The sequence below is a fragment of the Candidatus Babeliales bacterium genome, assembly GCA_036260945.1.
Lineage (GTDB): Bacteria > Babelota > Babeliae > Babelales > JACPOV01 > JACPOV01.
The window spans coordinates 593,643-618,299 of record DATALT010000002.1 but is presented as its reverse complement, the minus strand read 5'-3'; the positions used below and the strand labels follow the sequence as shown (position 1 = coordinate 618,299).

The following is a 24,657-nucleotide window of genomic DNA, read 5'->3' as shown; positions in this document are numbered from 1 at the left end:
ATTCTTCCTTATCCGCATTCGATCCTTTTTTGTGGGCATCAATGGCAGGAAAAAAAATTTTCTATGCGCCTCTACAGTTTTCCGTTGCGGCATTTTCTTATGTTCGTCAGCGCTGGGGATACATAACACGCGCCGATTTAGCGAGTAATTTGACTGCTCAGCAGAATTTTTATACCGCACAATTTAACGAAACGACAAAGAAGCAATATGGAGAGTTTGCATCTTTAGGAAAAAAAGTTGCCCAACAGGGAGAAGCGATTAAAACTGCCCATGAACAGGCTGAAAAGATTAAACAGAATGTTCACGCTTTTGATAAAAATGCAGAAACGCAATGGAAAAAAATGCTTGCTATGATTGGATCGATGCGCAAAGAAATGCAAGATCATCAGCGCACGTTTGAATTTAAGACGCTAGATGAGATAAACGGATTCTCTGCTGCTTTAGAATTGCAGAGTGCAGAGCTTGAAAAGCAATGTGTTGAGATCGCCAGCCTATTAAAAGAACAGAATATATTTTTTCAAAAAGAGCTTGAAGACAAAAGTGGCGAGGTAATGGTCAAGCTCAGCGATTTTAATAAAGAAATGAGCAGCCAATTAGCCGCATGCAAATCTAAAGTTGATCAGATGAAAGCAAAACAGGAAAAAATGCAAATCGGTCTTGATAATCTCTTACAGCAAGGGCAAAGCTCTCAGCAGCAAATTGAAGAATTACGAAAAAAATTAGCTCTTGAGCAAGAAAAGGTGCGCAATCTTGAAATTAAGATAGGGGATCTTGTGAAAGAAGATAAAAAGAAAACACTCGCAGTTCAATTTCTAACCAAAGAAGTTGATACGTGCAATGAAATGCTTAATCAGTTAGAAAAAAAGTTTAATGATCCCCAAACGCCCAGCTTTAAAGAATTTGCAAAATTGATAAAAAAAGTTCAGCATGGTGCAGAAAAAAAGCCAGCAAGCCAACCTCTAATAACATCCATGGAGAACCTAAGGGCAGATTTATTTAATAAGCCTTCAATTTCGTACGGCCAAAACGGTTAGTATTTTTTGATGCTCAAATGATAAGACAAAGAAAATTATACCTTTACATAGAATTAATAGGGACAACATTATGACTATGGCAAAAGCAGGGCTATTTACTTTTTTAACGATTATATCTCTATGGCAATCCGCCAATGGCGTTGAAGATTCCGCGCAACAATTAACAAAAGAAACCGTAAAGCAAATTGCTCATGAAGTTTCAAAATCTGTTATTGAAGAGCAACAAAGAAGGCAAGCTACATGGATGCCAAGCAAGACTGTATTGGTTCTTGGAACTGCCGCAATAGGATTCGGGCTGCTTGTTCGCCATCGCTGGTGGGCTACGCCGACAGATTTGAAAGAAACGAATGCAAAAGCTAACTTACAATTTCAAAATAAATTAATGACATTTGAAGAATCGTTTAAAGAGCATATGAAGCAGGTTAACGGTGAAGTTGATACGAATGGTAAAGGTATAGGAAAACTGCAAGTTAATCTTGAAGACGCAAGTGATACATTAGGAAAATTCGACGCTAAATTTAGGCAATCTCTTAGTGGCGTTACTAAAGAATTAAATGGGTACCAAACTGAACATGGAGATTCTTTAGATGCATTTTCTAAAAAAACTGCGCAGCTTTTAGCTGAAAAAAAGAAAACTCAGAGCGGGCTGCATCAGAAAACTACTCAAGACTTCAAAGGAATCGGCAGCCAAATTGAACTCAACGCAAAAAATAACTCTCTCATGTTAACAGAAAAACAACAGCAAATGCTTAAGCTTGTTACCAGTTCGCAGCAAAATACGGGTCAACAGACAACTCAATTAAATCAAGATTTTAATCAAATGGCGATAAATGACGGAATGCTTGAACAGCAGTTAAAAAACGTAGGCCAGACCTATCAGCTGATAGGTAATTCTATAGGATCTTTGAAGGTTGATATCAGCAATTTCGGTACGCATACTGATAAGTTGCTTACGATGGTTGATGAGCAGAATAAAAGTGATGAATGGCAAAAGAGTTTTTATAAAAGCGAAGAAGGCGTTAAAAATCTTAAGCAAAGACTTTCATTGTTGGTGGCAGCAGTTGATCAAGCGCAGCAAAACTAGCACATTTAAAATATTCACTTGAAACAGAAAAGGCCCCGAAATTTCGGGGCCTTTTTATTAACCTAAGAATTTTTTGAAAAACCCTTTTATGCTACTTTCACCATCCGTTGTCGTTGTACCAACAAGCTCGGAGTATTTCTTTAGAAGCTCGTTGCTTTCTGCAGAAAGTTTAGTTGGAATATGGCATTGGGCAATAATCACTAGATCGCCATTGCGCTTGGTGGAAAGATTAGTAAATCCTTTTCCACTCATTACGATCCGATGCCCGACCGGGCAGCCTTTTGGTATTTTGATCGATTCTTTTGTACCGTCTATGTTCTCGATCTCAAGTTGTGCCCCGAAAACTAGTTGTGGGTAGGTGAGCATTACGGTGCTTTCCAGATTATCATCAACTCGTTTGAACCGTTTATCGGGCGTCACGGTTACCTTGATAAACAATGCCCCGGCTTGACCGCCAAATACGCCAGCGTCTCCCGCTTTTGCTACCCGTAGCTCAGCGCCATCAAAAATTCCTTTAGGAACGGTTGGCATAATTTTTTCAAACTTTTGTACTCGCGATTGACCGTTGCAAACGGTACAAGGAGAAGGAATGGTAAACCCTTCACCCGAGCAAGTTCCACAGGTTTGAGCGAAGGTGAAAAATCCTTGACGGAAATGTTGTTCCCCCGCGCCTTGGCAGGCGGTACATAATTGATACGAGGTATCTTTTTTAAGACCTTTTCCATCACACCCGGGACACGGCACAAAATGATAGTAGCCGATCTCTTTTTTTACGCCGGTATAAGCTTCTTGCAAGCTAATGGTAATTTCTTTATAAAGATCATGGCCTTGCTTTGGAAGTGGGCCACTATTTTTTCGCTTAGCTCGCTGCTGTTTGGTTTTTCCTTCTTGGCCGAAAATTGAACCAAAAATATCCCCAAACTGGCCGAAGATATCTTCCATATTTACATCTTGGCCGTAGCCTTGAAAACCACCCATTCCTTGTGGGCCAGCATGGCCAAACTGATCGTACATTTTTCGTTTTTCTTGATCGGAAAGAACTTCGTAGGCTTCTGTTGCCTCTTTAAATTTCTCTTCAGCTTCCTTGTTTCCAGGGTTGCGATCAGGGTGAAATTTGAGGGCTAATTTTCTATATGCCGCTTTAATGTCTTGTTCTGAGGCGGATTTGGCAACGCCAAGTACCTCATAGTAATCTTGTTTATTGGCCATAATTAGTGCTTTTATAATAAGATGTGATAGTATTTTTGCTATTAGTATAACAAAAAAAATTAGAATCAAACAGATGTGAAATTTCGAAAGGAAGCCATGGTTACCGTTCGTGAAGCGTTACTTTATGGTATAGTTTATGTAATTTTTATCGTGACCGATCTCATTTGGATTGGGGGAATAATGCGCAACACCTATACCGAGGCGCTTGGTGATAAAGCACGCATGATTAATGGCACTCTGGCTCCCCATTGGCCCTCAAGTTTAGCGGTTTGGGCATTGATTGTTTTTGGCATTTTTTATTTTGTGCTGCCACTTTCTCGCTCCGTCTCATCTGCCGCTTTGCACGGAGCATTGTACGGCTTAGTTCTGTATGGAGTGTACGATTTAACCAATTATGCAACCTTATCATTTTGGCCTGCACAGTTGGTTTTTTACGATATCTGTTGGGGCATTACAATTAATGGATTTGTATCGGCCGTTGCTTATTATCTGATCAATCGCTAAAGCGTTATCATTTTTTGTACCCGGACAAATTTTGTGCAATCGGCGTTTGATTGTTTGATATCGCCTTTCCGAGCAGGGCTGAATCTGATCCCGGCTGAGAATTCAGGAAATTCGTTTTTGAGTTGTTCAACTAATTGCAGCAGCGTAATACTTCGGCCCGTGCCAACGTTAAAAACTTCAAAAGATGAAACAGCTAATGGCAAAAGGCCTGAAGTAAGATTTGCTTGTACGACGGTGCTGACTGGCACAAAGTCGCGTGTTTGATTCCCGTCCCCGTAAATTGTAATAGGCTGATTCAGTTTCATCCGTTCTTTAAACTGAGCGACTACCGACGCATATTGGCCGTGAGGGTTCTGCCGTTCACCATAAACATTAAAGTATCGCAATGAAATGGCGTTCAATTCCGAACTTTTCACCGCGTCGCGGCATAAGAGCTCGCCCATGAGCTTCGAGTGCCCGTAGGGCGATTCTGGTTTGCAAGGGGTGTGTTCGCTACAGGTGCCTTCGACCGAACCGTATACCGCCGACGAGGAAGAAAAAACAATTCTTTTGCTTTTATTAAAGTGTGCGGCTTTCAATAGATGAAGTGTTCCGTTAACATTTGTGTCAAAGCAAGTAATTGGGTTGCTCATCGATTCGGGAACCGAAATAAATGCTGCAAGATGAAAAATAATATCGGTCTGTTTACTTGCATCGATACACGTTTGTAAGTCGTTGATAGTTCCGTGAATAAATCTAATTTGTGAAGAGACATTGTGCAAATTTTCAAGTGAGCCGGTTGAAAGATCATCTAAAACGGTAACTTGAGCGCCGAGGGTTACCAGTTTTTCTACCAAATGCGAACCGATAAATCCTGCTCCGCCAGTAACTAAAACGTTCATATATGAATAGGTACTGTTTTCCACTTTAGATTCTTTCTAAAAATTGTTTACAGCGATATCGTCAAACGATCTGCAATATTTTTTCCATCAAGTACTGCTTCTTGCATGCTTGAATATTTCCAGGCGCCGTACCTTCCTATCGAATGAATATTTAAGTCTTCAAGTCTGCCCAGAATTTTAGGCAGGTTTGTTTCGCGCCAAAAATCATAGATAACGTATGCATGGTCAATATGAATAATTTTTTTCGTAACTATTTCGCTCTCATCAAATGAAAGAAGTTTTTTAGTGCTCGCAAGCGCATGATCGAGCATTTGGGTAAGCGGCATTTTCGGTTTTCTTAAATAAGAAAGTTCGCCATAAAGCGAACTGCAACCGGCGGGCGCAGCATTTTTTGTAAAATTATGAGGAAAACCAATTCTATAAAAAGGAAATTGCGTTTCAGGAAAATAGATCCAATGTTTGGCAGAAAGATTTTCTCTGCCAATCCCTAAATTAAAATTAATCACCGAATTGCAGAGCAATTTATCTGCTGCTTTAGCGAGTGATCGTACTACTGGACTTCCCGTGAGCTGCGTTAAAAGTTTATCCAGGGGCATGGTATTGATAAGAATATCAAACGATTCTGCGTGCCCATTGGTAAAAACAACTTTTTTTTCTTTAAGATCCACGCCGGATGCTTGATGCTGAATGTAGATTTCGTTCTTTAATTGATCAGCTAATTTTTTTATCCAAAATTCTATGCCGCCAGTTTTTGGGTACACAAAGTGTGCATTGTAGCCAACGGATGCGGGGCGATCAATAATACTTCCTTCGATAAGCTTTGTGAGCGTAGTATCAGGAACAAATCTTCCCATCCACGTATTGGTTACGTTTCGAATATTATATGATAGGATTTTTTTTTGAAACGGAAAGAAGAAATGGCGCGCAATTCCAGCCCCGAAATGCGCAAGCACCCAATCGTGAAAAGAGACGACTTTTTTATTTTTTTTGGTCGGTCTTCGTGCAAAACCTTCAATGCAATCGGTAATAACATTGGTTGGCAATCCATAAAGATTTGATTGAAACGGATATTTGGTATAGACCCCGTGGCTATAAATAAATGAGCGTCGATCGATTGCGTTCATATTTTCAAGCCCGACAACATCAGCAATGAGCTTTTGAAAATAAGGATCGCTAGTGTGTAAAAGATGGCCGGTATAGTCGAAGGTAAAATTGTCTTGTGTGACTGATCGGCACAGACCCCCAACCGTTGTATCTTTTTCAAAGAGCTTATAATCGGTGAATCCGTTTTTTTCTAAATGATAAGCGGTGGAAATACCGGTAAGTCCTGCGCCAATGATTACAACTTTTGCCACTCACCTGCTCCTTTTTTGATAAAGCATATCAGTTTTTTTTTCGAGTGCTTACGTTTTTTAAATTTTCCCGAAGCTTTTCTGCGCTCATGGAGCAGCTTATTTTTTGGGGATAAAATAAAATGAAGAGCCGTAAAAGTCCAGGAGTTTATAGTTGAATGGGGATCGATTAACGGTACGCAAAAATAAATGTTTTATCAGGCAACGATCCTTGAAGGAGTTCGGGAAGAGTATTACGTTCGAATTCAAAATAGCCTGTTTTTAGAATCGATTCGAACTTTTGGGTGATCGAAAGCACTAAGCACAAAGTGGTTTCAGCTCCTAGTACTATCGGAGCATTAAGGCGAAAGATTATTTGCTGTTTTTGGCGATTCCATGAGCTTTCGCATAATAAATTTTCTTGGAACGGAAAAAACTCATTGATAAGCGGTTTTTTGTAAAGGCTGCCGTGCAAATGTTCAATATGGGCGCCTTTCCACGAAATAAGAAGTTTCTCTAAAAAAAGTGGGATATCTGTTTTCTTTTTCTTGAATTCGATGGTGCACGCTAATAACCAAAAACTTTCATAACGAGATGATGTAGGTGTTGTGCCAATTCGTTTCCATTCTTGTTTGATGTTCAAGTGAAGTTGGCAATAGATAGAGAATGGAATACTCAATGCAATGAGAACGATAGTAAATTTGTCCAACTTATTTCCCCCCTTGATATTGTAATCGTATCAATGGGGCAATGAATGCAACAATAGTTTTCTACATGCAGGCTATGTAGCCGTGTATTATGGGCATGCGCTGATCGCCAACGGTGAACGAAAGGAGAATTTGAAAATGATGCCGTTTAAAATGGTCAGGAAGTGGCGGAAAGGGGCCGGCCTTCTCAATTCTTTTGCGAATAAATGCATCAAGAAGATCGTTGCCCGACGGTTTAATAATTTCAATATGATGAATTTCGCCTTCTTTATTGAGCGTTATTTTGAAACTCATTGCGGATTGAGCGGTTGGCCATGATTTAGGCTCAGATTGACGAAACGAATTTTGCAAATACCAAACAACTTTTTGAATATAACTGATATATCGCATTTCAACTGGATCGGGGCGTTTGGAATCATCGCCATCTCTTTTGAGCCAATCATCACCCTCATTTTTTATACTGTGAATAAAACCTTGTGCAATATCAGCAAATGTTATCGAACGAGTTTGAACATCTGCGCCGTAAATTTGAGAAGGAACGGGTTGTTGTTTTGCGCGACGGCGTTTTTTTTGCGGCACTGGGGTTAAAGGTTCAGAGTTTTCAGGTTTTGGATCAATGATGAGCTGGGTCATTGATTCGGTGTCGGCAGTTGTGACAACTTCATTATTTTTCTCAGGTTGGTCCGTTGGTTTTTGCTTCTCATCTTGAGAATTTTCTTCTTCGTTTTTCTCAGAATCTGAATTCTCATCTTCAATATGCTCTTTGGTTAAAGAATTTTTTGCTGCCTCGGTTGGTTCATTTTGTTCGTTCGGGTCTCCAAAATTTGAAGCGCGTGGTTTAAGCGATGCAACGCCGGTCGGATCAGGTTCTTGCTGCGCAAAGCTGAGGGGAGCAGGGGGTTCTTCAAAGGTGATTGATGGCATTGAAGGCGCATGCTCGGGTGGCTTAATAAGAAAAAAAAGTATGAGAAAGCCGATGTGTAAAAGAAACGAAAGAATTATGAGCAAAATAATTAATGCTGGGCGACGACGTTCGATCATGAACTTCCTTTTTTTTGCGCGTACAGCTTTCTTTTAAAATACGACAAAAATAAGAAATTGGTAAACAAAGTTATTGGAACTCGTAGTTACCAAGCAATTGAAAAAAATATAAACAAATCGTTTAACTTTGACTTAGACGATCATCTTTTTTACACTACGCAGCAAGTAGATGTTGAATAATAATTATCCTAAAAAAGGTTTAAAATAGAGATGAAATACGTTCTTTTACGATTGGTAATAATTGCAGGAATGTGCAGTACTTTTAACGATGTATTGCCAAAAAAACTAGTGTATTTTACTTCGCGCTCTTGCAGTTCATGCAGTTCGCAAGAGATGAATCCCCTTGAAGCACAAAGGCAATTGCTGATACTTAAACTTGTTTTTCACGAATCTCAAAAAGCGTTTCTAAAATCTGAAAAAAAATATTTGAGGCAAATTTCATCAACAAGAATAGCAAGCGTATCGAGCGTCCCACTTTTTGGGTTATGGGCAATCCTTCTAGGAACTCAGCAACAACTTAATCCAACAGAGAGACTGGGCGCAGTAGCGCTTACCATGGCAGCAGCTTCAGGGTTTTTCTATTTGTTTTCTAAGGGGTTAGCAACAATGAAGAAGAACTTTGCAGAAAATAAAGAAGCGTATCAAGAATTTCTTGGCGTTCTTCGAATGGAAGTTGAAATAGAATTGGAAAAAAACAAACTTCCGGAAGCACAAGATCTTCTTGATGAAATTGCGCAAGCGCAAAGCTATGTTTCAAATATTAAAGCATAACCGTATAAAATATGGTACGCAGTATACCGTTTTTGACTGTTATTCTTGCCGCTATCCAACTTCGCGCGTACAACTTTGATGCATCTGGCCGACTTACGATTCCTCCCGAAGAACGGTTAAAGTTGCAGCATGAAAAGATTGTTCTTCAAATGCGAACTGATTACGATCGGCTACGAGATGAATGGGAGTGTGGGCTCAATCAGCGAAAAGAAGCGATGAGCGAAGCAAAGCACTGGATACAGCTTGTTCCCATCGCGATGCTTGTTAAAGTTGGGCTGCAGTTTTGGCATGAAGAACTAGCATTTGAAGATGTTGCCGCTCTTTTTTTAGCGGAGGGAGCGGTATGGGCTGCGAGTAAAGTTCCATCGTTTGCAACAGAAGAGAACGATCAAAAAGCCCTTTGTGCCGACCAGCGGGCATGCAAAAAGCTGCTTAATAGATTTAAGAAAAATCTTATACAAGCAAAACTGGATTTATCGGTGAACGGTGTTCCGTTGATTGAGGAAGAGCGAAATCTTGTTTCTTCAATGGAAGAAGCGGTAAAAGTATTTGATGGAAAAATAAAAGCATGCGAATTGCTTAATTCACTTGAAAAACCGAAGGCGCTTTCATGAATTATTTGCTGATGATTCTTATCGCTTCCGGAACATAGAATCATGGTTACCATATATAAACCAATAGCTCGAGCATTTTATAAACGCAATACGGTCGTTGTAGCCCGAGAATTAATGGGCGCCTATTTGGTACGCAAAATAGCTGGCAAATTGCTTGTTGGCAAAATTGTCGAAACTGAAGCGTATCCAAGTAATGATCCTGCAAGCCACGCGTTTATTGGTGAAAGAAAACGAAACCGATCACTTTTTGGTCGGATAGGGCACGCGTATGTTTATTTCGTTCATAATAATTCTTGCTTAAATATCGTTGCCCGTGATGAAACGGTGCCGGCTGGTGGCGTTTTAATTCGCGCAATCGAGCCCGTTTCGGGGATCGAATATATGAAAAAACGGCGGCCGCATATTGATAATGAAGTTAATTTAACCAACGGCCCAGGAAAATTAACCAAGGCACTTGGCATATCGAGGGATCTTGATGGATTGGATCTTTCAAGCGAAGGTGAGCTCTTTATTGCTCATGGAACACCGGTTCTCAAGCGAGAGGTTAAAGCAACCCGGCGCATTGGCATCTCAAAAGGTGTGAGTAAACGCTGGCGATTTATTTTAAAAAATAATCGATTAGTGTCAAAGAAGACTGTGGATTAAGGCCTTGTTTTGCGATAAGATAGAAAAGTTCTAATTTTTTTGGGGGATTGAAACTATGTTTTTCTTTATCGCACTAGTAACATTTCTATTAAACACCGGCTGCATGGCGCAGGTGCAAAACGGGACGGTTGATCTTAAGGCCGAAGCTCAAAAAAATGAGGCTTTGCAGCAACGAATGCTAGATGAGCTAGAAAGACATTTTCTCGACGGCTACAATGAAATGAACAAGCCCATAAGAAATCCACTGATTGGTACCCTTATAGCCGGTCCATTTATTCTGGGTTTGAGCTTAATATGCTTTGAGAAACACCCTCTGTTGCATCCTTTGGGGCCCATTGGAGTTGTGAGTTTTTACAAAGCTTTCAAAGATTCAGAAAATGAAAACATGAAAAACAAGTTGCCAGCGATTTATAGGCATTTTAAAGCTATCGAAGATAATATACGAGTAAATCGATTTGATACGATCGAGCGCGGAAAAGCGTTAAAAAGCAAAATTGCTGAGGCGCTTGCTGATTGCGAAAAAAAATATGAGTCGTTGCAAAAGCAACCTCAGAAAAGTAAGAGTAAAAATTAAGGTTTACTCAAGAAAAACCAGTTTTCAGTACGATTTATAAGCCATGCATGATGAAGTGCGTGGCTTTTTTTATCGGATGATTCCAAGAAGCGTATAATTTCATCTAAAAATTGTTCAGTTAGTACCATTGATGCTTCTTCGACTATCAGCCAGTGCACAAGCAATCGCTTCTTCATAAAAGGGTGAAGATGCCTGAACTGCTCAAGATCCACTTGCCACGATTCATTGCCTTTTCTGGTGAGATTTTCAAAAACAACTTCGGTCATATCATCAAGAAAACTTTCCGTTTCCTGCAAATGATTAAGTGTTCGCGAAAACTGTTTTTCAAATCGAGAATCAGCAAGGCAAATAGCGGGGATTACCGATGTGCGAATTCTGTTTCTTAAAAACGCATCCGATTCGTTTGTGCTGTCGTATGCATAAAGAATGTTATTCGTTTCAAGATATGAAATGATATCTGGTTTAGGCGTTTGCAAAAGCGGTCGAATATAAAGGCCGTCTTTGGGTTTCATGCACGTAAGGCCCGAAAGCGTTGCTCCTCGGATCAGTCGCATAAAAAATGTTTCTTGCTGATCGTTTGCATGATGGCCAAGCGCAATCGAGTGTGCGCTATGTTCAGCAGCTAATTGCTCAAAGAAAAAACGGCGTAGTTTTCGCGCAACTTCTTCTTTTGAACCGTTATTTTTTATCGAAATTTGAAGTTCGGAAGCTTTTTTTACCACCAATGGAATGCCCAATGCGAGGCATAAATCTTTGGAAAGATCAGTATCTTTTTGAGCATCTTCGCGCCATTCGTGATTTAAATGGGCAGCAATAATGTTTATAGCGTGAGTTTTTCGGTAACGTTCAAGGAGATGCAATAAAAAAACAGAATCTGGCCCGCCAGAAAGACCGGCGATAATCGTATCGCCGGTTCCAATAAGCCGATTTTTTTGAATGAAATTATCGATCTCGATTAAAAATTGATCCATCCGATTCGCTTTTTATACATCCAAGTTTTTAACAAACTGACCATTTTGTTCAATATAATCACGGCGACCGCTCACGTCATCGCCCATTAACGTTGAGAACCACGAATCTGCTTCAAGCGCATCTTCAATTTTTACTTGAAGGAGAGTGCGCGTAGCGTGATCCATGGATGTTTCGCCAAGTTGTTCTGGGTTCATTTCACCAAGACCTTTATAGCGCTGAACGGTCATATAAAATTTGCTGAGCGCACTAATCGCGCTGATGAGGCGGAAAATACCTTTATCGGTAACCTTTTTATCTTTGCCAGTAACTTGCAAAGTCCACTCGTGCTGCTCAAGAGGGAGCAACGGGTGGATAAGTTCAAGCAACATTGGCAGCTCTGGTGATGAAAAGAACTGAACATCGACCGACCATTCGCGGGTGAGCAATTTGAAAACAACGTGCGTTGTTTCAGGAGTAATTTCGCCCACTTCCGGTTTGGTTGCGTGTACAGATTTGGTAGAAACTTGGTATTTCTTAAACTGTTTGCGCAGGTTTTCAACGAGCGTTTCTACGCTCATTTGTTTACTCCATGGATAAAGATGGGCACTTACCACTAATTGATGCGCATTTTCATAAGAAATTTTGAAGATATGCGCGATTTCGATAACGCGTTGCTCGTAGCCGCGAACAGCGGTGAGCAGATCCGACCATTCTTTAACGTTTAACTCTTTACCGTTGATAGTAAGAGTTGTTTGTTCTTGGGCCCATTCGAGCAGAAACTCTTTGAAGGATTTTTCATCTTTGAGATATTGTTCTTTCTTGCCAATTTTTGCTTTATAAAGCGGTGGTTGGGCAATATAGAGATATCCCTTTTCGATGAGCGGCTTCATGTATCTAAAGAAGAAGGTAAGCAAGAGCGTACGAATATGCGCGCCATCCACGTCCGCGTCGGTCATAAGAATAATTTTATGGTAGCGTGCTTTGTTTACATCAAACTCTTGTTCGCCTATTCCGCAGCCCACTGCAGAAATAAGCGCTCTAATTTCTTCATTTGAGAGCATTTTATCAAGACGCGCTTTTTCAACGTTGAGAATTTTACCTCTCAGCGGCAAAATCGCTTGATTGAAGCGATCGCGAGCGCCTTTTGCAGATCCACCTGCAGAGTCACCTTCTACGATGAATAGTTCAGTGTCAGCAGGATTTTCATTTGAGCAATCGGCAAGTTTTCCTGGAAGTACGGCGCCTTCAAGTGCAGTTTTTCTGCGCGTTAAATCACGAGCTTTTTTAGCAGCATCGCGCGCACGCTTTGCAAGCTCAGCTTTTTGCAAAATAACTTTTGCGATATTTGGGTGCTCCTCCATGTAGGTGTCGAGCGCCGCAAATGACCAAGAGTCAACGATTCCCTTGATTTCGCTGTTACCGAGCTTAGTTTTTGTTTGCCCCTCAAATTGAGGTTCTGGAACCTTAATATTGATAACGCAAACTAACCCCTCACGCACATCTTCGCTTGAAAAGCTTTCGCCTTCCTTAATTACGTTCATTTCAGGGCCGCGTTTATTACATACTTTAGTGAGGGCGGTTTTAAATCCTGAAACGTGGGTGCCGCCTTCAACCGTATTGATGTTATTTACGAATGAAAAAAGCTGTTCACCAAAACCGTCGTTGTATTGCATTGCAATTTCGACGACGTATTGCTCGTTTTCTTGGCTAAAATGAATTACTTCTGGAAATAATGGTGTTTTCTTTGAGTTGATGTACTCGATGAACGAAACGATGCCGCCTTCAAAATAAAATTCATGTTTTTTATTGTTCGTTTCATCGGCGATCGAAATGGTCAATTTTTTATTTAAGAACGCGAGCTCGCGTAGGCGAGCGGCGAGTGTATCAAAGCTGAAAGTTGTTGTTTCTGTGAATATTTCGTTATCTGGCCAGAAACGGATATAGGTTCCGCGTTTCTTTGATTCGCCCGTAATTTTGAGCGGTGCGAGCGGTTTGCCTTTTTCATAGGTTTGCGAATAGATCCGCCCATCCCGATAAATTTCAAGTTCGAGTCTCTTGGAAAGAGCGTTCACTACCGAGACGCCGACTCCATGAAGACCACCAGAATATTTATAACTTTCTTTATCGAATTTGCCACCAGCATGCAATTTGGTGAGTACAACTTCAGCGGCTGAAATTTTTTCTGTTGGGTGAATATCGGTTGGTATGCCGCGCCCATTATCTTCTACAGAGCAGGAACCATCAGCATGGAGGGTAACGTTAACGGCATCAGCGTGCCCAGCCAGTGCTTCATCCACAGAGTTATCAACAATTTCATAGACCAAGTGGTGCAGGCCATTAACGCCAGTTGATCCAATATACATCGCCGGGCGTTTACGGACCGCCTCGAGGCCTTCTATGACTTGAATCGATTTGGCACTATAGGCAGAACTCGAGTTTTGAGGATTATCTTTGGACATGCATACTCCTTGAACGGCAACCAGGGAAATTTTTTTGGCTAATTTACGCGATTATTTCTTTGCACTATACTGCATTATAGTATACAAAAAAAGAGTTTTTTTGACAACCTGGACAACGCAGTTAAATCTTTAAAGGTAATCTATGTTTTTTAATAAAAAAATGAGCCTGATCGCAGTTTTTTGTTTTTTGGGTAATCAGCTGCTTATAGCTCAAAAAGCAACTCAAATTATGATCATCGAGCATGAACTTGAACGCAGGGAAAACCTGCGCAATGAGTTTATGAGCTCAATGAGAAGCTCAACAAGAACCGCAGATATGATATTTTTAGCTGGGTGCCTTTCAATATTTGCTTGCGCTTATTGCCATGATTTGAGTTTCATAGGATGTTCTGCCGCTGCGGTAATCGGTGCTTTGGGGTGGAAAAAATATCAATCAAATAGGGATGACAAACGGTGCATCGAAGAGAACCCCGCTTATTTTCAGGAAGAATTAGTAAAGTTAGAGAAATTTTGCCAAGAAAATGAAGTAATTCTCAGCTACGTAAACGCATCAGAAGCAGATAAAGAAAAAATACGAAACAGTATGAACAAAATCAAAGAGGATTGGAGAAACCATCTTGAAAACTCCAAAAAAAAATAAAGTTATAAGTTTCTTTCTCGGCAGCAAATTTGCAATAGTGCTCTTTGCTTTGCTCATTGGACACGGTTGCGTAATTCCATCTTTCTCAAAAGAGTATGTTTTGCTTGGTAAACAAGTAAAAAGTGAAATCGAGCAGCAAAGACAGCAATGGGAAAAGCTAGAAAATGCTAAAAGTGAAATAACTTCTTTTAGTGGGGGTGCATGCGCCGCTGCAGCACTTCTTTTCGTGGTAGGCAGTTTGGCCTATATGCAGCCTGATTGTGAGGCCCCCACCATTTCATTTGGAGAGAATTGTTTAATCGGATCTGTTTTAAGCGCTTCAAGTGGAATACTTTATGAATCTTTGTACGGCAAAAATACCATTTGCGAGCATTACGAACTGTTTCTCGAGAAACTTAGAAAACTTGATTCCTATAGTGCTGAAATAAATAAAAAGATGGATGACTCCAAAATATCGGCTCAAGAACGAGAGCGCATTGAGAAGTATATGAATACGCTTAGAAGTGAATGGCAAGAAAAATTTGGTGTGTGTAAGAAGAGCAAACTTGAAAAACAATGATACCCATTAAAAAAATAAGACTGCTGAGTCTACTTATAGTAGAGAGCTTTATATGTTTTGGTAATAAGAGTGAAGATTATCAATCGTTGAAAAAAGAGTATTATTCTGTGCGCTCTCAATGGAATTCTGCTGTTGAAAGCGCTCAAAAACCTAACACTTTTGTAGCTGGATCTATCTATTTTTTAGCTGGCGTTGTGTATTGTTGCGGGTTGCTCATGTGCGCGGCGGGACAAACGAAAGGCTTGTCGTACGATTTTAATAGGGGTTCTTTAGAAATGCCAAAACACTATCAGGGTATTTTTGGTCTAAATATTTTGATATCGACAGCGATTTGTGTAATAGGTGAAAGTATTTCCTGGCGGGTATGTAAAGTAAATGAGCAGGATGTAATTTGTAAGAAATGCGGTTTATTTAGAGCTAAATACTCTGAGTTTGAAAAATTACAAAAAAAAATTCCTCAAAATGTAGATTTAGAGGATAACAAAATGAGTCGATTATTAGAAAAAATAGAAAAAACTCGCGCTGAGTGGAAACAGAAGCTTGATGCATGCAAGAAATTAAAATTTACAGAGGAATAATTGTGAATAGAAAATTTAGTGTTTTTTTGTGCATGTCTTTTTTCCTTAACGCGGTTGAGCCCCTCACCCTTAAACAGCAAAAAAAAGCATTAGATGATGCTGATGTTGCGGTATGTGGATCAAGTTTTTCCGCGTTTAGAAAAAACTTAGAGAAAGCATATCGGGTGTCAATTAAATCTAACCAGAATGATCAATATTCTACAAACGTAGAAATGAATACACAATACTCTATCTCTGATCAAGGGGTTCGCTATTTGCAGAATTATTTTGATAGTGCGGATCTTAAGTGTAAATATTTTGCATCAGAGGAGTTTGCTATCTATCAACAACGTAGAAGATATGGAGCCATAGTGACTGGCGCGTTAGGCCTGGGAGCTTTAGTGAAAGGATTTCAGCTCTATTCCAACATCGGTGACTTGAGACTTCCTATGATAGGCGCAATTGGGGGGGGGCTCTTTGGTTTTTGGTTCAATAAAAAATTCGGCGCTTGGTACGATTTATCAAAAAAACGTCAAGCTAATGCAATCTATGAAATAAGTACTAAAATGATGTGCCTAATCCAGCAGCGACCAGAAATTAAAGGAGACGCCAGTAGTCAAGCTAAAAATCTTAACATAACAAGTTTTCAGCTTAGCCAGCAAGTCGATCAAAAAATGAGCGAATTAATATCTAATGCAGTTACTATAGGTTTTCAAAATGCAAAAAAAAATCCAATTCTCGAAATGAATATTGAACTGGATGAGCTTTTAAAGTCCACCGATATTACGCTCGAGGAGGTTAATGCGATAACCGAAGCTCGTAAAATTCAAAAACGCAAAAGCATGAAAATGCCAAATGAGAATTAATAATTACAAAAATCTTAAAATAAGCGAATGAAAATAAAAATACCGAATGATGAATTTTATATGCAGCAAGCGATTGCACAAGCAGAAAAAGCGTTTGCTGCTGATGAAGTGCCAATTGGAGCAGTTATTGTAAACAATGCCGGTGAAATTATTGGGCGCGGCTACAATCAAGTTGAAAAACAACAATGCCAAACAGCGCACGCTGAGGCAACTGCAATCAAAAAAGCGTGCAAGAAGATCGATGATTGGCGGCTTGATGAATGCACGATGTATGTGACTCTCGAGCCGTGCATCATGTGCATTGGATTAATCCAATTGAGCAGAATTTTTACCCTTGTATTTGCAGCGCGTTCGCCACTTTTTGGTTATCACCTTGACAATTACATGGAATCTCAGCTATACAAAAAGGGCATTATAACTGTAAGAGAGGGCGTACTTGAAGATCAGGCGGCTGAGCTCTTGAAACGTTTCTTCAAACAAAAAAGGAAGTGATCGTGGCTGAAGCAAAAAAAGGGACGATTGGTGCAAAAAGTCTGGAATCAATAAAAAAGGGGTTGCTTGAGCGAAAAAAAGAGCTAGAGGAACAACTTTCAGATCTTTATCAAGTAAAGAGCGGTTTTGAGGTTCAAGATATTGGCGATCAAGCGCAATCGATATCGCTTGAAACGCTGAAAATATCTCTGCAGGATAACGAGATTAATGAATATAACATGATCATGCAGGCACTGCGTATGATCGATGAAGGAACGTACGGTATTTGCATCGAGTGTGGACAGCCGATTGCGGAAAAACGATTAAAATCGTACCCCAATGCGAGCCGATGCATTATTTGCCAAGAAGTGCTTGAAGACCGCAAACCTGAATAGTATGCGCGGCAAATTCGTTGCAAAATCTCTACTGCAAGGTATACTACCTTTGCAAAATGCCGATGTAGCTCAGGGGTAGAGCAACTGATTCGTAATCAGTAGGCCGTCGGTTCAAATCCGATCATCGGCTCCAATCTACGTTTATCCGGGCCTTCAGGCTCGGCCAACTACGATTGGCAGGCCAATCTTCCATCTTCGCTAAAGCTACGATGGGCAGGTCGCCAATTAATGATGGAATTTACCACAATAAGTTGAATTTAAAGCCTCCCCGCGCTCGCCATGAGTGATTTCGAGCAAAGCGAGAAATTGTATCGAAGGGTAGCGGACTAAGCGCAAGCGAGCAAACTGTTAAGTTTTTGACAATTTTTCAAAGTTGGTTATTCTCTATTACTATAGAGATAAAATATTTTTAAGCTGTAAAGGTTATAACTAGGTATGGAACGCAAAAAAACGACTGCTGCACCCAAGACAAAAATGCCTGCTGGAACCCCTGTTTCTCATGGCGTTGGCCGCCGCAAATCAGCGGTAGCGCGTGTATGGTTACGTAGAGGAAACGGTAAGATTGTTGTTAACGGGAAAACATATAATTCGTACTTTGATACAGAAGTTACGCGCCTTATGGCAGTTAAGCCGATTTTGCTTACCCAGCCAGCAACAGCTCATTATGACGTTGAAGCATATGTAGAAGGCGGTGGCCGCAATGGTCAAGCTGGAGCGGTACAATTGGGTATTGCTCGTGCATTAGTTTCAGCTGATGAAAATCTTAAAATGACCATGCGTGAGCACGGTATGTTAACGGTTGATGCGCGTCTTAAAGAGCGTAAGAAATATGGCCGTAAAGCAGCTCGCCGTGGCTTCCAATTCGTTAAGCGTTAATTTTCACACACATTTTCTCACTAAAAAAGGCGGAGTATGTGCGGTGTTGTCGGGTATGTCGGCACTAAGCTGAGTCGTTCCTTCGTTATGAAGGGATTAAGTAGGCTTGAGTACCGTGGTTACGATTCGGCAGGTTTTGCTTGCCTTGATTCGGTTTCAAATCGACTAAAGTGTGTTAAAGCAAAGGGCCAATTGGTTAACTTAACCAATGCACTCCAAGACTTTCCGGTTGACGGGCATATTGGTATTGGGCACACACGGTGGTCCACCCACGGTGTTGTTTCTCATGTGAATGCTCATCCCCATGTCGATTGTACCGAGACGATCTCTGTAGTTCATAACGGCATTATCGAAAACCATGCGCAGCTTCGTGTGCAACTTGAGAGCGAAGGGCATGCCTTCAGATCTCAAACAGATACTGAAGTTGTTGCTCATCTTTTTGAAAGAATCAAAGAAAAATCTTGCCTATCAGAATCGGTTGCAGCAATTGTTGGGCAATTAGAAGGTGCATTCGCTTTCAGCTGTATTGGTGAACCATTCTCCGATGCGGTTATTGCGGTTCGAAAAGGATCGCCGCTTTGCATTGGAATTGGCTCGCAAGAAATGTTTGTAGCTTCTGATGTACTTGCATTTGCAGGCATGACCGATGAAGTTGTTTATCTGCCAGATGAAACGTTTGCAATAGTTCGCCAATCGGGCGTTGAGCTCTACGATTTTAAGGGCAATAAACGTGAACTTAAGCCCGAACGCGTACAAGTTTCATGGTCCGATGATGGGAAAAGCGGCTATGAGCATTTTATGCTTAAAGAGATTTTTGAACAAAAAAACGGCATTCATGCGACTCTTTCCTATCTAAAATCTATTCACGACACTGTTTGGCAGCAAATGGGACTGACGGCAGACGATGTAAAAAAATTAGGCGCTATTTCTCTTATTGGTGCAGGAACTTCGTGGCATGCAGCTCGTATCGGGCAGTTTTTTATTGAAGAAATTTGTAAAATGCCAGCGCGCGTTGTACTTGCTTCAGAATTTCGTTATATGCCGTTCTTTAAAGAAGAGCGGAATTTTTATTTGGCGATTTCTCAATCGGGCGAAACGGCCGATACACTAGAATGTTTACGGCTTGTAGAACGCACGGGGGCCCATACGGTAGTCCTCACCAATGTTTCCTCAAGCAGTATGGTTCGTGAATCGGATGGATTCTTGCTCACGAAAGCTGGCCAAGAAATCTCGGTCGCTTCTACTAAAGCATTTTCAACGCAATTAGCAGCCCTTTTTTGGCTCGCTCATCGCATAGCGCTTGAAAAAGAAATAATAACTGCCGATCAAATGGAGCGCGCATGCGATCATTTGCTCATGAGTGCAGAAATATTGGAAAACTGTATTGAAAAATACCGCAAATCTATCGTGGAGCAGTTGGCTCCCCATTATGCGCAATTTAAAAAATGGATTTTCTTAGGGCGGCATATTAGTTACCCGTTTGCGCTTGAAGCTTCGCTTAAGCTGAAAGAAATCTCATATGCCTTTGCGCAGTGTTATCCGGCTGGAGAATTGAAGCACGGCCCGATTGCGCTTGTTTCTGATGATACGCCAATTATCATTTTCTCTACACTCGATCCATTAATCTATCAAAAGCTTATTTCTAATGCACAAGAAGTAAAAGCACGGCAGGGCCACTTGCTCATTTTTGCATTTGAGGGGCAAACTGAACTTCTGAAATTAGCAGATAACGCTTTTATTATCCCGCATGTAGATCCGCTTCTTGGCCCTTTAGCAATGACCGGATTGATGCAATTCTTTGTCTACCAAATTGCCAACGTTCTTGGTTGCCCAATTGACAAACCGCGCAATTTAGCTAAATCGGTCACAGTAGAATAGTGATATCAGTTTGGACAGGATTTTTTTACTATTTCTTCTTCGGCTTTGAGCAATTCAAGAATTGTTTTCATGCAAGCAATCCGCTTAGGAAGTGAAGGATGGGTCGAGTTTAGTTCTGATCTGGTTGACTGGAATTTTTTTGATTCACGATATTCGCGAAATGCTAAATAAAAAAACAGCGGTTGATTGATGCAATTCACAGTAAAAACGTCAGACAGTTTGATAGATGAGGACGGAAAGATATGGCTTAAGCTAGCAAATAAGCCAAGACAAGTGAGAATACTCAACGCATTACTTTTGGCATAAGTAAGACTGGCTCTCATAAAGGGAGTTTTATTAAAAATTTCTTCAAGATGGATCAAGCTGTTCTCTGCTTGTCTTATGGAACGAGACGCTAAATATTGATCGGCGTTGTATTCTCGATAATAAATAATGCGGCTACTACATGGCCCGCTAAATTGTGAAAAATAAAAATCAGCTGATAAAAAATGGCTTATTTCATGGGCAATCATGCCACGCAGCGCGCTTTCTGAATATACCAATGGACTCATAGGATTAAAACTAAGCATGATTGTGTGGGGATATTTAGGGTTTTGCGTTACCGACGCATCAGATTTTATAAATGAGAGAGAAATATACCAGGGATGCTTGTGCGCTTGCGGGATTTCTTTAAGTTCTTCATCGCATATTTTTTTCAAAGAAGCGGGTATAAGCGGGGAATAGGTTACTGATAATTTATCTTGAGTACGATAAAAGCCTGAGCCGGGCAAACAGGGAAACTGCGTTCGTTGGTTATGTTGCTCGATGATTTGAAATCTTTTTGCTCTATTCATTTGTTCTACAAATGAGCGAACTGAGCTGCTTTGTTGATGTAATTGTGAAACAATCTCTCGATAGGGATTTTTACCAGAGCATGAGAGGTGATTCTTTTGTTGCTCGATTAAATCATGAATATTTTCGGAATTATTTGGGATAGATCGTTGTAGATGTATGGATTTTTCTGGGCCCATCCCTGAATTATTAAGTGTATATGCAAAAGAAAAAAGCCAAATAAAAAAACGAGAATAACTAAGTTTGCAAGGTTCAAATCCCATTTTCATTTTATTTAAGATCCGATTTCTGAAGAATTAAGCGGTATCGAGGTTCAGATTTTTTGTGCGGCGGATGATTGCAGGTAAGCATGAAAATGAAAAGAAAGAAAAGTCCGGAAGCGAGCGAGACACCGATTTGGTGACGCTTTTTTCTAGATAATGGCATAGTGAATAGCTCTACGTCGTTTAATTGATATGCGATAAAATCTTGTATCTATCTGTTTTTAGCTTAAATCCGCCATTATTTTTGTCAATTGGGATAGGGTTGTATACTAACAGTTTTTCTTTTTTGAAGTGGCTTTTTTACCCAGTAGGTCTTCTCGTTTGGCCTGCTTGCTTGGTATTTTCGAGCGCGGCAGTTTTTGCATCGATTTGTATTGTTGATGATCTCGCTGTTTTGGCATTGGCGCGGGGATTTTTCCCAACTCTTTTGCGTTATTGCCAAGAAGATTTGAGAAGTAGAAAATCGCATAAACTATCAAAAAGTTTTTATTCATAGATTTCCTTCGCCTTAAAAAAGTGGGGAGGCAAGCTACCTCCCCACTTTTGTTACTACAATGGTGGAATATCTGGGCCATTATTTGGCTGCGTCGTGCCACTTTGGCGATCTTTGATAATCTGATTAAGTTCGCTTAAAATGCTATCTGATTGCGTGATAAATTTTTGCTGAATATCGCGTTTCACGTTTGTGGACATTTCATTGCTGATAGTTCTTGAGAAATCGAGCGTTGAATCAACTAGATTGCGCAAATCAATTGAAGTTAAATACGCATACGCTTCATTAAGCTCATCGGTTGGATTGTTTTTCGATAATTCTGCGTAGGCTTTTTCTATTTGAGCTGAAGATGCATTTTGATCTATACCAAGAATCGTATAAGGATTTTTTCTGCCTAAAATATCTTCAAATACTTTATCCTGAGTAAGTTCGTTAAATAAACCTGAGAAAATATCTGATGGTTGTTGTTGTTTCCACAAGTTTGCTTCCCTTTGCTTTGCTACAAGGCGATCAAGCGGCATCTGAGGATCGGTATTGATGCGGCGTTGATTTGCAAGAAGTGCAAAATCTTGCTGGAGCTGCTCGGAATCATCGCGATAATTAGCAATTTTTTGATTGAGGTAATCGGTTTTTGCCCGTTCAAATTGTGCAAGCTTGCTATTGTAGAGCGTATCATAGGTTGTGGAGCCTCTGCGTGCTGCAAGTTGGGCTTTTCTTGCCGATTCACGTTCAGCCCAGGTGGTGAACGGTTTATCCGCTTCGATCTTCATAACTTCAGTTAATGAATCGACGTACATTTTTGCAGTATCCGGCTGCCCTGTGCGTTGAATGAACCATTGTTTCACGCGAGAAGGCAAAAGTTTTATCTCTTGCGTAATATCTTGGAGCAGTTTAACAAGGGTGCGTTGCTCTATCGGTTTGGTTACCGGTTTTTCTCGCAATTGGCCGAGTTGTTTGGTAATTGCGCCTAATTGTTGATCAATTGTTTCAAGATCGAATTTGCTTGTATCAATTTTCGCGCGAATAGATTGCGAATTAGCAATCTCCTGAATGAGATCTTCGCGCGCTTTTTGCGCCGCTGCTTTATTGCCTGAAGCGTTAGCTTTATTTTGTGCACCCAAAAGATCTTTCATTCTCTCTTTTGCCTCTTTACGTTCACGCTCGAGAGTTTTTTGCTCTTGGTCGATTTTTTTCTTTTCTAATTCGAGGCGTTGCTGTTCCGATTCGAGTATTTTCGCTTCACGTGGACTTTCTTGTGCATTCACGCATATAGATGTGGCTGCTACAACCAAGCAACCGATTAGTATTTTAAGAAAATAGTTCGCTTTCATTACATAACTCCTTTTTACATCTTCACTTCTTCAATATCGGTTATATCTTTAGGATTATAAAGTGCCGTAAGTGTATTCAAAAGATCTTGGCGTTTTTTTGTTTTTTCTGGGTACGCTTTTTGTGCCAAATGCATCATTTCAATTAAACGTGCCGTGGTCAAAATCATATAATCGGACGCGATCAATTCTTTCTTCCTGTCGTACCAAGATTTTTCTGCATTGTTTGTTTTACCAGTATCTTTTTTATTCTTGGCAGCATCTTTCTCTTTTTTTGAATCGACTTTGATCGCATTTTTTAAATTACTTTCACGTCCAAAGAAACGATTGAACCACTGAATATCTTCTGATGGTGGCATTTTAGGATCGATCTCAAAGTCGGGCGCGACTCCGACTCCCTGAATCGAAAGATTATTTGGTAAATTATAAAGAGCGATGGTTAATTTAAGTGCGCAATCGTTGCTGAGAGGAATCACTTCTTGCACCGATCCTTTGCCAAATGTTTTTGTACCAACTACGAATGCTAAGAATTTACTTTCTTTTGCTGAATAGTATTGCAACACTCCAGCCAATATTTCTGCAGCAGAGGCGGTATAATTGTTTACTAAAATAAAAAGCGGAATGCGTTTATCGGCAATCGGGGTGCGGCTTGTGGTATACCGATCGCTCACTTTATTATTTCTATCTTTTGTTTCTACAACTAAACTTCCTTTTTCAAGAAAGAGGCCAGCAATATCGACAACTGCATTCAGCAAGCCGCCTGAATTGTGCCGTAGATCAAGGATTATGCCTTTAGATTCATGCTGCAAGCTTTTTTTCAGGAGCTGTTCGATCTGTTTTATCGCGTTTTCGGTGAACATGTTCAGGGATAAATAATAAATATTATGATCTTTAAGATAATAACAGAGAGCATTTTGCTCCTTGATGCGGGCACGCATGATATCAAATGGTATCAAATGCATTGTGTCAGCACGCATTACTTTCACGTGAATTGACGTTCCTTCTTTTCCGCGCAATTTTGCCGAAGCTTCTTCAACCGTCATGCCTTTAACTGCTTCATCACCGATTTGTACAATTTTATCGTCCGGCTTTATGCCAACTTTATCAGCAGGTTCCCCAGGCAGTGTATCAATGACCCGTAAAAATTCATCGTCCGTTTCTTTAGTATTATCAATAATAATACCAATACCTCCAAATTCTCCCTGCGTTGCCTCCATAATACTTTTATATTCTTTAGGATCCATAAACGCTGAATGTGGATCCAGTGTTCGTACAATTGAATTGATTCCTTGAGTCATTGCTTTATCAACTGGTGAGCCAGCATCCTTATCTGCAGGAGCCTGAAGCACATTGAAATGTTTTGTTTTTATATTGTGCAAAGCATCGCCCAGCGTTTGCGAGTATTTGTAGATAGATTTATCAAAATCGTTATTTTCTGCAGTATTTGCAATTTGTTTAACGTGGATAACGAGAATAAATGAAAATAAAATGAGCGGCCATAGGGAACGACGCATGAATTCTCCTTTTGTGAAATACTTCTACTCAGAATCATAGCTATTTTATATTCCAAAAGAAAGGGAGCCATTCTCTTTGTTTTCTTGTTGCAAAACCGATTGCATGAAAAGCCTTTATTGGGAAAAATTAAAAAACTATTTTCTAATAATTTTGGTTACATGCTATCATTAAAATATGAAA

General features: G+C 40.3%; 26 protein-coding genes and 1 tRNA gene. 16 read left to right on the top strand and 11 right to left on the bottom strand.

Annotated elements, in window-relative coordinates; all coding sequences use genetic code 11:
- The first annotated feature begins 41 nt into the window (after positions 1–41).
- Positions 42–1,034: a hypothetical protein gene (locus tag VHO47_03730; GenBank protein HEX2978201.1), complete on the top strand. Its 993-nt coding sequence runs from the start codon at positions 42–44 to the stop codon at positions 1,032–1,034.
- A 70-nt stretch (positions 1,035–1,104) separates the two neighbouring features.
- Positions 1,105–2,118 carry a hypothetical protein gene (locus VHO47_03725; GenBank protein ID HEX2978200.1) on the top strand — a complete coding sequence of 338 codons (1,014 nt, stop codon included), beginning with the start codon at positions 1,105–1,107 and terminating at the stop codon, positions 2,116–2,118.
- 57 nt (positions 2,119–2,175) lie between these two features.
- Here VHO47_03725 and dnaJ read toward each other — a convergent pair whose 3' ends face one another.
- Positions 2,176–3,327, bottom strand: coding sequence for a molecular chaperone DnaJ (gene dnaJ, locus VHO47_03720; GenBank protein HEX2978199.1), 1,152 nt, complete (start codon positions 3,325–3,327; stop codon positions 2,176–2,178).
- Between the two features lie 96 nt (positions 3,328–3,423).
- On the opposite strand from dnaJ, the gene VHO47_03715 reads away from it, so the two are divergent.
- The gene (locus tag VHO47_03715) at positions 3,424–3,831 is read left to right on the top strand and encodes a DUF2177 family protein (protein HEX2978198.1); all 408 of its coding nucleotides are present in this window, start codon (positions 3,424–3,426) and stop codon (positions 3,829–3,831) included.
- Here the strand turns inward: VHO47_03715 and VHO47_03710 are convergent.
- The 4 genes from VHO47_03710 to VHO47_03695 form a co-directional block, all read right to left on the bottom strand.
- Positions 3,828–4,736 carry an SDR family NAD(P)-dependent oxidoreductase gene (locus VHO47_03710; GenBank protein ID HEX2978197.1) on the bottom strand — a complete coding sequence of 303 codons (909 nt, stop codon included), beginning with the start codon at positions 4,734–4,736 and terminating at the stop codon, positions 3,828–3,830. The genes VHO47_03715 and VHO47_03710 overlap by 4 nt on opposite strands.
- 23 nt (positions 4,737–4,759) lie before the next feature.
- Positions 4,760–6,067: an FAD-dependent oxidoreductase gene (locus tag VHO47_03705; protein ID HEX2978196.1), complete on the bottom strand. Its 1,308-nt coding sequence runs from the start codon at positions 6,065–6,067 to the stop codon at positions 4,760–4,762.
- A 166-nt stretch (positions 6,068–6,233) separates the two neighbouring features.
- Positions 6,234–6,752: a hypothetical protein gene (locus VHO47_03700; protein ID HEX2978195.1), complete on the bottom strand. Its 519-nt coding sequence runs from the start codon at positions 6,750–6,752 to the stop codon at positions 6,234–6,236.
- Between the two features lie 61 nt (positions 6,753–6,813).
- Positions 6,814–7,791 (bottom strand): TonB family protein, encoded by a 978-nt coding sequence (locus VHO47_03695; protein HEX2978194.1) that lies wholly within the window; start codon positions 7,789–7,791, stop codon positions 6,814–6,816.
- 210 nt (positions 7,792–8,001) lie between these two features.
- Here VHO47_03695 and VHO47_03690 point away from each other — a divergent pair, with 210 nt between their 5' ends.
- From VHO47_03690 to VHO47_03675, 4 genes are read left to right on the top strand one after another with little or no spacing between them, the layout of a single operon-like run.
- A complete protein-coding gene (locus tag VHO47_03690; GenBank protein ID HEX2978193.1) occupies positions 8,002–8,562 on the top strand; it encodes a hypothetical protein in 561 nt (186 codons plus the stop codon).
- 11 nt (positions 8,563–8,573) lie between these two features.
- Entirely contained in the window at positions 8,574–9,176 is a 603-nt protein-coding gene (locus tag VHO47_03685; protein HEX2978192.1) for a hypothetical protein, read from the top strand.
- A gap of 42 nt (positions 9,177–9,218) precedes the next feature.
- Positions 9,219–9,821 (top strand): DNA-3-methyladenine glycosylase, encoded by a 603-nt coding sequence (locus VHO47_03680; GenBank protein ID HEX2978191.1) that lies wholly within the window; start codon positions 9,219–9,221, stop codon positions 9,819–9,821.
- A gap of 55 nt (positions 9,822–9,876) precedes the next feature.
- The gene (locus tag VHO47_03675; GenBank protein HEX2978190.1) at positions 9,877–10,395 is read left to right on the top strand and encodes a hypothetical protein; all 519 of its coding nucleotides are present in this window, start codon (positions 9,877–9,879) and stop codon (positions 10,393–10,395) included.
- Here the strand turns inward: VHO47_03675 and tilS are convergent.
- Together tilS and gyrB are read right to left on the bottom strand one after the other, a co-directional pair.
- Positions 10,392–11,366 (bottom strand): tRNA lysidine(34) synthetase TilS, encoded by a 975-nt coding sequence (tilS, locus tag VHO47_03670; protein HEX2978189.1) that lies wholly within the window; start codon positions 11,364–11,366, stop codon positions 10,392–10,394. The two genes, VHO47_03675 and tilS, sit on opposite strands and share 4 nt — an antisense overlap.
- A 12-nt stretch (positions 11,367–11,378) precedes the next feature.
- Positions 11,379–13,805 carry a DNA topoisomerase (ATP-hydrolyzing) subunit B gene (gene gyrB / locus VHO47_03665; GenBank protein ID HEX2978188.1) on the bottom strand — a complete coding sequence of 809 codons (2,427 nt, stop codon included), beginning with the start codon at positions 13,803–13,805 and terminating at the stop codon, positions 11,379–11,381.
- 142 nt (positions 13,806–13,947) lie between these two features.
- On the opposite strand from gyrB, the gene VHO47_03660 reads away from it, so the two are divergent.
- From VHO47_03660 to glmS, 9 genes are all read left to right on the top strand, one after another.
- A complete protein-coding gene (locus tag VHO47_03660; GenBank protein ID HEX2978187.1) occupies positions 13,948–14,445 on the top strand; it encodes a hypothetical protein in 498 nt (165 codons plus the stop codon).
- Positions 14,423–15,004, top strand: coding sequence for a hypothetical protein (locus VHO47_03655; protein HEX2978186.1), 582 nt, complete (start codon positions 14,423–14,425; stop codon positions 15,002–15,004). The genes VHO47_03660 and VHO47_03655 overlap by 23 nt, the downstream gene beginning before the upstream one ends.
- Positions 15,001–15,582 (top strand): hypothetical protein, encoded by a 582-nt coding sequence (locus VHO47_03650; GenBank protein HEX2978185.1) that lies wholly within the window; start codon positions 15,001–15,003, stop codon positions 15,580–15,582. The genes VHO47_03655 and VHO47_03650 overlap by 4 nt, the downstream gene beginning before the upstream one ends.
- A gap of 2 nt (positions 15,583–15,584) precedes the next feature.
- Positions 15,585–16,427, top strand: a complete 843-nt coding sequence (locus VHO47_03645; protein ID HEX2978184.1) for a hypothetical protein — start codon at positions 15,585–15,587, stop codon at positions 16,425–16,427.
- A 27-nt stretch (positions 16,428–16,454) separates the two neighbouring features.
- Positions 16,455–16,919, top strand: coding sequence for a nucleoside deaminase (locus VHO47_03640; protein ID HEX2978183.1), 465 nt, complete (start codon positions 16,455–16,457; stop codon positions 16,917–16,919).
- Positions 16,920–16,921: 2 nt separating this feature from the next.
- The gene (locus tag VHO47_03635; protein ID HEX2978182.1) at positions 16,922–17,293 is read left to right on the top strand and encodes a TraR/DksA C4-type zinc finger protein; all 372 of its coding nucleotides are present in this window, start codon (positions 16,922–16,924) and stop codon (positions 17,291–17,293) included.
- 58 nt (positions 17,294–17,351) lie between these two features.
- Positions 17,352–17,426, top strand: a tRNA-Thr gene (locus VHO47_03630).
- Positions 17,427–17,728: 302 nt separating this feature from the next.
- Positions 17,729–18,169 (top strand): 30S ribosomal protein S9, encoded by a 441-nt coding sequence (gene rpsI / locus VHO47_03625; GenBank protein ID HEX2978181.1) that lies wholly within the window; start codon positions 17,729–17,731, stop codon positions 18,167–18,169.
- Between the two features lie 36 nt (positions 18,170–18,205).
- Positions 18,206–20,047, top strand: a complete 1,842-nt coding sequence (gene glmS, locus VHO47_03620) for a glutamine--fructose-6-phosphate transaminase (isomerizing) (protein HEX2978180.1) — start codon at positions 18,206–18,208, stop codon at positions 20,045–20,047.
- A gap of 5 nt (positions 20,048–20,052) precedes the next feature.
- Here glmS and VHO47_03615 read toward each other — a convergent pair whose 3' ends face one another.
- From VHO47_03615 to VHO47_03600, 4 genes are all read right to left on the bottom strand, one after another.
- Positions 20,053–21,147, bottom strand: a complete 1,095-nt coding sequence (locus VHO47_03615; GenBank protein HEX2978179.1) for a M48 family metalloprotease — start codon at positions 21,145–21,147, stop codon at positions 20,053–20,055.
- Positions 21,148–21,410: 263 nt separating this feature from the next.
- Complete coding sequence (locus VHO47_03610) at positions 21,411–21,635, bottom strand: hypothetical protein (GenBank protein HEX2978178.1); 225 nt, start codon at positions 21,633–21,635, stop codon at positions 21,411–21,413.
- A 55-nt stretch (positions 21,636–21,690) separates the two neighbouring features.
- Positions 21,691–22,965 (bottom strand): hypothetical protein, encoded by a 1,275-nt coding sequence (locus tag VHO47_03605; GenBank protein HEX2978177.1) that lies wholly within the window; start codon positions 22,963–22,965, stop codon positions 21,691–21,693.
- Between the two features lie 14 nt (positions 22,966–22,979).
- Positions 22,980–24,476 carry a S41 family peptidase gene (locus VHO47_03600; GenBank protein HEX2978176.1) on the bottom strand — a complete coding sequence of 499 codons (1,497 nt, stop codon included), beginning with the start codon at positions 24,474–24,476 and terminating at the stop codon, positions 22,980–22,982.
- Between the last annotated feature and the right edge of the window lie 181 nt (positions 24,477–24,657).